The organism is Micrococcus sp. Alg238-R198 (genome assembly GCF_900537135.1).
Taxonomy (GTDB): domain Bacteria; phylum Actinomycetota; class Actinomycetes; order Actinomycetales; family Micrococcaceae; genus Micrococcus; species Micrococcus luteus.
This window is the reverse complement of sequence record NZ_UNRH01000022.1, coordinates 1-6,394: the sequence shown is the minus strand read 5'-3', so window position 1 is coordinate 6,394 and position 6,394 is coordinate 1. Positions and strand designations below refer to the sequence as shown.

Sequence of the window (6,394 nt, the reverse complement as noted above, 5' to 3'; positions counted from 1 at the left end):
TCGGGGAGTGCCGGGCCGGCCGGGAGTTGGGGGATGGCAACATCGATCGGGCCGGGGCGGGTGTCCAGGGGTCGGTGCCGGTAGCCGTTGCGCTGTGCGGTACGGCTCTGGGAGGCCTGGCCGTACTCGGCGCCGCAGACCGCGTCCGCGTCGGCGGAGAGCAGTGCGTTGATCACGGTCTGCAGCAGGTGGCGCAACAGGTCTGGGGAGGCCTCCCCGAGAGCTTCGCGCAGCAGGCGTTCAGGGTCGACAATGTGTGGAGCGGTCATCGTGGTGATGTCCTTTCGAGAGTGCTGTGGAAGGTTCGCTCGAAGGCTCCCACGGTGACCGCGTCCGTGAAGGGGACGGTGTTGGCGACCGGGGAGGGTTACACCACTATCAGGGACTCAACTTCGGGCGCATCCCTGACGGGGGCGGCTGGCGTGCTCACGGACGGGACTCCGAGAACGCGCGAGCAGCCAAGCGCGGGCCTGGCCGACGGGTCGGCTACACCTACCTGCACTCGGCGATCGACGGGTTCACCCGCCTGGCCTACACCGAGGCGTTGGAGGATGAGCGGACGGTGACCACGATCGGGTTCTTCTGCCGGGCGAGGGCGTTCTTCGCCGCCCACGGCATCACCGTGGACCGGGTGATCACGGACAACGGGAACAACTACCGGGCCGTGGACTTCACCGCCAAGGTGGTCTCGCTCGGGGGCCGGCACCACCGGATCCGCCCCTACACCCCGCGCCATAACGGGAAGGTCGAACGGTACAACCGGCTGATGGTCGATGAGGTCCTCTACGCCCGCCCGTACTCCTCAGAGACGGCCCGGCGTGAGGCCCTGGCGGTGTGGGTGAACCACTACAACTACCATCGGCCTCATACCTCCTGCGGAGACGCTCCTCCGGCCTCACTGGCACCGACCCGAGTCAACAACGTCATGACCTCCTACAGGTAGGCGCTGATCATCCGCTGGCAGGTCCCCCAAGTGGCCTCGAGCCGGGCCCTCTGCTTGTCGGTGAGCAACCCGGTTCCGGCGTGCAGGGTTCGACGGGCGGAGTAGAGCGGGTCGCCCGTGCGGCCGCGGTGGCCATGCAGGTCCTGCTGGACCCGGCGGTGGCAGCGGACCAACGCGTCGCCGGCTAACCGGACTGCGAGCGACCGGCGTTGTGGACGCAGAAGACCTGGACACTGGGCCGTGCGGTCAGGAGGATCTCCAAAGTCGGCGGTGGGGGTTCAGGCGATGTCGAGGAAGGAACGGAGCTCGGCGAAGGCCGACGGCACGACGGAGTAGTGCGCCCAGCGGCCCTTCTGCTCGCGCGTGAGCAGGCCAGCGTCGACGAGCTTCTTCATGTGGTGACTCACGGTCGGCTGGCTGATGCCCAGCGGCTCGGTGAGATCACAGGCGCAGACCGAATTGCAGCCCTGAGCAGCGACATGGGACAGAAGCCGGAGACGGGTCGGGTCGGAAAGCGCCTTGAGCAAGGACGCGATCCTCTCGGCCTCGACGCTGTCGACGGGCCCCGCTGAGAGCGTGCAGCACTCCTCAGGGCCGTTCATCGTCTCGAGCCCGGCAGCTGTGATCGCGGTCGTCGTGGACATGCCCCCACCTTACATTGACAGTCATCGATGTGAAGCATAGCGTTCGCATCGATATCCGTCGATGGAAGGTGTCGAAGCCCGATGAGTACGACCACCAAGGATGTGGAGCAGCCCCGCGTGATGAAGGAGATGTCCTTCCTCGATCGCTGGCTCCCGGTGTGGATCCTGGCCGCCATGGCAGTGGGTCTCCTGCTGGGACGGTTCATCCCCGGCCTGAACACCGCGCTGGAGGCGGTGAAGATCGGATCCGTGTCCCTGCCCATTGCGATCGGACTGTTGGTGATGATGTACCCGGTCCTGGCGAAGGTCCGCTACGACGAGACCCGGCGCATCGGCGCGGACCGACGCCTGCTGGTGACCTCGCTGGTGCTGAACTGGATCGTCGGCCCGGCACTCATGTTCGCCCTGGCCTGGATCTTCCTGGCCGACCTTCCAGAGTACCGCACCGGCCTGATCATCGTCGGACTCGCACGCTGCATCGCGATGGTCCTCATCTGGAACGACCTCGCCTGCGGTGACCGAGAAGCAGCCGCGGTGCTGGTCGCGATCAACTCCGTCTTCCAGGTGATCGCCTTCGGTGCCCTGGGCTGGTTCTACCTCCAGGCGCTGCCATCCTGGCTGGGGCTGCCGACCACGTCGGCCGAGTTCTCGATCGGCGCGATCGTCCTCAGCGTGCTGATCTTCCTCGGGATCCCGCTGGTCGCAGGGTTCCTGACCCGCATCCTCGGTGAGCGAGCCAAGGGTCGGACCTGGTACGAGGAGCGGTTCCTCCCGAAGATCGGCCCCTGGGCGCTGTACGGGCTGCTGTTCACCATCGTGCTGCTGTTCGCCCTCCAGGGCGACGCGATCATCTCCGCACCGGGGGACGTGGCCCGCATCGCCCTGCCGCTGCTGGTCTACTTCGTCGTCATGTTCCTGGGGTCCTTCCTGCTCGGCCGCGCGATCGGCCTCGACTACGCGAAGTCCACGACCGTCGCGTTCACGGCCTCGGGCAACAACTTCGAGCTCGCCATCGCCGTCGCCATCGGCACCTTCGGAGTCACCTCCGGCCAGGCCCTCGCCGGCGTCGTCGGCCCGCTGATCGAAGTCCCCGTCCTCGTCGCCCTCGTCTACGTCGCCCTCGCTATGGGGCGGCGCCTGTTCCCCGGCGACACCACCGCCCCCACCCGATGACCCCACAGAAGGATCCCCTCGCCATGACCACGAAGCGCCCTTCAGTCCTGTTCGTCTGCGTGAAGAACGGCGGCAAGTCCCAGATGGCCGCCGCCCTCATGCGCCATCACGCCGGGGATGAGGTCGACGTGCATTCCGCCGGCACCCGCCCGGGCACCGCCATCAACGCCCAGTCCGCGGAGGCGATCGCCGAGGTCGGCGCGGACATGTCCTCCGCCGTCCCGCAGCCGGTCACCCCCGAGCTGCTGCGAAGCGTCGACCACGTGATCGTCATCGGCGACGAAGCCGTCATCAAACCCGTCGAGGGCATGACCGCGCCGGTCACGACCTGGCACACCGATGAGCCCTCTCAGCGCGGCATCGAAGGGATGGAGCGGATGCGCTTGGTCCGCGACGACATCGACACCCACGTCCGCAAGCTCCTGACCGACCTCACCGGCACCGCGAACTGACCGCCCCGCAGCAAGGAGACTCATCATCTTGACCACCGCAACGAACTCACATCCCATTGTCGTCATCGGCGCTGGCCCCATCGGCCTTGCCGCCGCTGCCCACCTCTCTGAGCGCGGCCTGCCGTTCCTGATCCTCGAGGCCGGGACCGCGGCAGGAGCCGCGATCGCCGAGTGGGGGCACACGCGGCTCTTCTCGCCGTGGCAGTACAACCTCGACGCCGCCGCACAGCGTCTCCTCGAAGCTGCCGGCTGGACCGCACCCGACGCCGACGTTCTCCCGACCGGTCACGAACTGCGCGAGCATTACCTCGAACCGCTCGCGCAGCTTCCCCAGCTCGCCGAGTCGATCCGCTACGGGGCGCGGGTCACCGCCGTCTCCCGCGCCGGCATCGACAAGACCCGCACCGCACGCCGCGAGGAGACCCCCTTCCTCGTCCGGATCCAGACCACCGACGGGCACAGCGAAGACGTGCTCGCCTCCGCGGTCATCGACGCCTCCGGCACCTGGTCCACGCCCAACCCCCTCGGACAGGCCGGGCTCCTTGCTCCCGGCGAGCAGCAGGCCCGCGCCGCGGGCCACATCACCGCGCCGCTGCCTGACGTGCAGGGCCGCGACCGTGACCGCTTCGCCGGCAAGCGAGTCATGGTGACCGGTGCCGGCCACTCAGCCGCCAATACCCTGCTGGACCTCGCGGACCTGGAGGCCGACACCACCATCATGTGGGCCGCTCGCACCGCAGACCTCACCCGCGTCTACGGGGGCGGCGACCAGGACGAACTCGCAGCCCGAGGAGCGCTCGGCTCGCGACTGCGCCAGCTGGTCGACTCCGGACGCATCGCGGTCCTCACCTCCTTCACCATCACTCGCTTCAGAGCCGACGACACGTTGACCGTCCACGCTGTGACCCCGGACGGGGAGCGAGAAGTGAGCGTCGATGTGCTGGTGCCCGCCACCGGGTTCCGCCCTGATCTCGGAATGCTCTCCGAACTCCGCCTGGCCCTGGACCCGGCCGTCGAAGCACCGTCCCAGCTGGAGCCGCTGATCGATCCCGAGTTCCACTCCTGCGGATCCGTCGAGCCTCACGGTGAGCGAGTCCTCGCCCACCCGGAGACGAACTTCTACATCGTGGGGATGAAGAGCTACGGCCGCGCCCCCACCTTCCTCATGGCCACCGGCTACGAACAGGTCCGCTCCATCGCAGCAGCCCTGGCCGGCGACCGCAAAGCAGCCGACGCAGTCCACCTCGAACTACCCGAGACCGGCGTATGCACCACCGACCTCGGCGGCGGCTGCGACGCCCCAGCCACAGCCGGCGACGCCTGCTGCAGCAGCCCGCAACTGATCGAGCTCCCCGTCGGCCGATGAGCAAACAGCGGGACGGCACGACGTTCTGTGCCGCCCCGCTGGGGTATAGCTTTACGAGGCGACACTGTAAGTTCAGCTCATACTGTATAGTTCAGTGAATGCTGACTATCGCCTCTCGTGTTGATGTGATGAACCGGTTGGGCCGAGCGATGGCCGACCCCACCCGGTCGCGGATCCTGATGACCTTGCTGGAACGGCCGGCGTACCCGGCCGAACTAGCGCGAGACTTGGGGCTGACCCGGTCGAACGTGTCGAACCACCTGGCGTGCTTGCGGGACTGCGGGATCGCGGTCGCCGTGGCCGAGGGCCGCCAGACCCGATACGAGATCGCCGATGCACACCTGGCGCGGGCGCTGACTGCTCTGGTCGAGGTCACCCTCGCGGTGGATGAGAGTGCTCCGTGCATCGATCCCGCCTGCTCGCTTCCCGGATGCGACGCAGCTGGGGAGGGCGCATGAGCCTCACCTCGGTCTTGCAGGCGATGGGCCTGTTCGCAGCGACCAACATCGACGACATCATCGTGCTCTCCCTCTTCTTCGCGCGAGGGGCAGGCCAGCGCGGCACTACCGCCCGCATTCTGGCCGGCCAGTACCTCGGATTCGCCGGCATCCTCGGTGCCGCGGTCCTGGTGACCATCGGCGCCGGAGCATTCCTGCCCCCGGCAGCCATCCCGTACTTCGGCCTCATCCCTCTGGGCCTCGGCCTCTGGGCCGCATGGCAGGCCTGGCGCGGAGACGATGACGACGATGACGACGAGGCCAAGGTTGCCGGCAAGAAGGTCGGCGTGTGGACAGTCGCAGGCGTCACCCTTGCCAACGGCGGCGACAACATCGGCGTCTACACCCCTGTCTTCCTCAGCGTGGAACCTCTCGCAGTAGTCGCCTACTGCATCGTCTTCCTCGCGCTCGTCGCGGTCCTGGTGGCCCTGGCAAAGTTCGTCGCCACCCGCCCCCCGATCGCCGAAGTGCTCGAACGCTGGGAGAACATCCTCTTCCCCATCGTTCTCATCGGCCTCGGCATCGTGATCCTCGTCAGCGGCGGAGCCTTCGGACTCTGACGTAGCGGCAGCGATCCAAACGGCCCCGACCGGGCGCACCCCTCTCGGTTCTGTCAAGGGCCATTGAGTTCTGCCCATAGGCGGCCAGTGTTTCTTCCCGCTGGTGGCCATCAGAACTGCCCACTGGTGGCCAGCTGGTTTGCCCGTTTGGGTGGTGGTGCTGGCCACCGTGATGGGATCAGTTCAGTGGCATGACTCCCTTCCCGGCCATTGCCTGGGTCATCCGTACGGAGTCTCCGGTGGTCTGGCACACGTGGGCGTGGTGCAGGAGCCGGTCCACGGTGGCGGTGGCCAGGGTCTTGGGCATCAGCTCGTCGAAGCCGGCCGGGTGCAGGTTCGAGCTGATCGCTACGGAGCGTTTCTCGTAGGCGGCGTCCACGATGCGGTAGAGGCCCTCGGCGGCATCGTCGGCGACCGGCAGCAGGCCGATGTCGTCGATGACGATCAGGTCGGCGCGCAGGATTCGGGCGACGGCTTTGGTGATGGTGTCATCGGGCCGGTGGGCCCGGATCATCGCCCCGAGGTCCTCCAGGGTGAACCAGGCCACCCGCTTGCCCTCCTCCACGGCCTGCTGGCCCAGGGCCTCGAGGAAGAAGGTCTTGCCGGTGCCGGAGGGCCCGCAGACCACGAGGTTCTCTCTGCGCGAGAGCCATTCCAGGGTGCGCAGGGACTGCTGGGTCGGGGCCGGGATCGAGGAGGCGCCCGGATCCCAGGTCGTGAAGGTCTTGCCGGTGGGGAACCCGGCGGCCTTGCGCCGGG

General features: G+C 67.7%; 8 protein-coding genes and 2 pseudogenes. 6 read left to right on the top strand and 4 right to left on the bottom strand.

Going from position 1 to position 6,394, the window contains the following annotated elements:
* The coding region (locus G6R13_RS11985; RefSeq protein ID WP_205521370.1) for a transposase at window positions 1-269 on the bottom strand (269 nt) is incomplete at its 3' end.
* Window positions 270-394: 125 nt separating this feature from the next.
* Between G6R13_RS11985 and G6R13_RS11980 the strand changes: the two are divergent.
* Window positions 395-943, top strand: a pseudogene (locus G6R13_RS11980) (integrase core domain-containing protein); the annotation flags it as partial.
* Here G6R13_RS11980 and G6R13_RS11975 read toward each other — a convergent pair.
* A pseudogene (locus tag G6R13_RS11975) lies at window positions 940-1,137 on the bottom strand (ISL3 family transposase); the annotation flags it as partial. The pseudogenes G6R13_RS11980 and G6R13_RS11975 overlap by 4 nt on opposite strands.
* An 84-nt stretch (window positions 1,138-1,221) precedes the next feature.
* On the bottom strand, window positions 1,222-1,587 hold the full coding sequence (locus G6R13_RS11970) for a metalloregulator ArsR/SmtB family transcription factor (protein WP_010080056.1): 366 nt from the start codon (window positions 1,585-1,587) through the stop codon (window positions 1,222-1,224).
* Window positions 1,588-1,668: 81 nt separating this feature from the next.
* Here G6R13_RS11970 and arsB point away from each other — a divergent pair, with 81 nt between their 5' ends.
* From arsB to G6R13_RS11945, 5 genes are all read left to right on the top strand, one after another.
* On the top strand, window positions 1,669-2,760 hold the full coding sequence (gene arsB, locus G6R13_RS11965) for an ACR3 family arsenite efflux transporter (protein WP_036381392.1): 1,092 nt from the start codon (window positions 1,669-1,671) through the stop codon (window positions 2,758-2,760).
* 23 nt (window positions 2,761-2,783) lie between these two features.
* Window positions 2,784-3,212, top strand: a complete 429-nt coding sequence (locus G6R13_RS11960; protein WP_002855764.1) for a low molecular weight phosphatase family protein — start codon at window positions 2,784-2,786, stop codon at window positions 3,210-3,212.
* Between the two features lie 28 nt (window positions 3,213-3,240).
* Complete coding sequence (locus G6R13_RS11955) at window positions 3,241-4,578, top strand: FAD-dependent oxidoreductase (RefSeq protein WP_163721771.1); 1,338 nt, start codon at window positions 3,241-3,243, stop codon at window positions 4,576-4,578.
* A 98-nt stretch (window positions 4,579-4,676) separates the two neighbouring features.
* A complete protein-coding gene (locus G6R13_RS11950) occupies window positions 4,677-5,036 on the top strand; it encodes a metalloregulator ArsR/SmtB family transcription factor (RefSeq protein ID WP_010080053.1) in 360 nt (119 codons plus the stop codon).
* Window positions 5,033-5,635 (top strand): cadmium resistance transporter, encoded by a 603-nt coding sequence (locus tag G6R13_RS11945; RefSeq protein WP_036341590.1) that lies wholly within the window; start codon window positions 5,033-5,035, stop codon window positions 5,633-5,635. The genes G6R13_RS11950 and G6R13_RS11945 overlap by 4 nt, the downstream gene beginning before the upstream one ends.
* Before the next feature lie 178 nt (window positions 5,636-5,813).
* Here G6R13_RS11945 and G6R13_RS11940 read toward each other — a convergent pair.
* Window positions 5,814-6,394: ATP-binding protein (locus G6R13_RS11940; RefSeq protein WP_163721769.1), on the bottom strand; the 581-nt coding region annotated here is incomplete at its 5' end.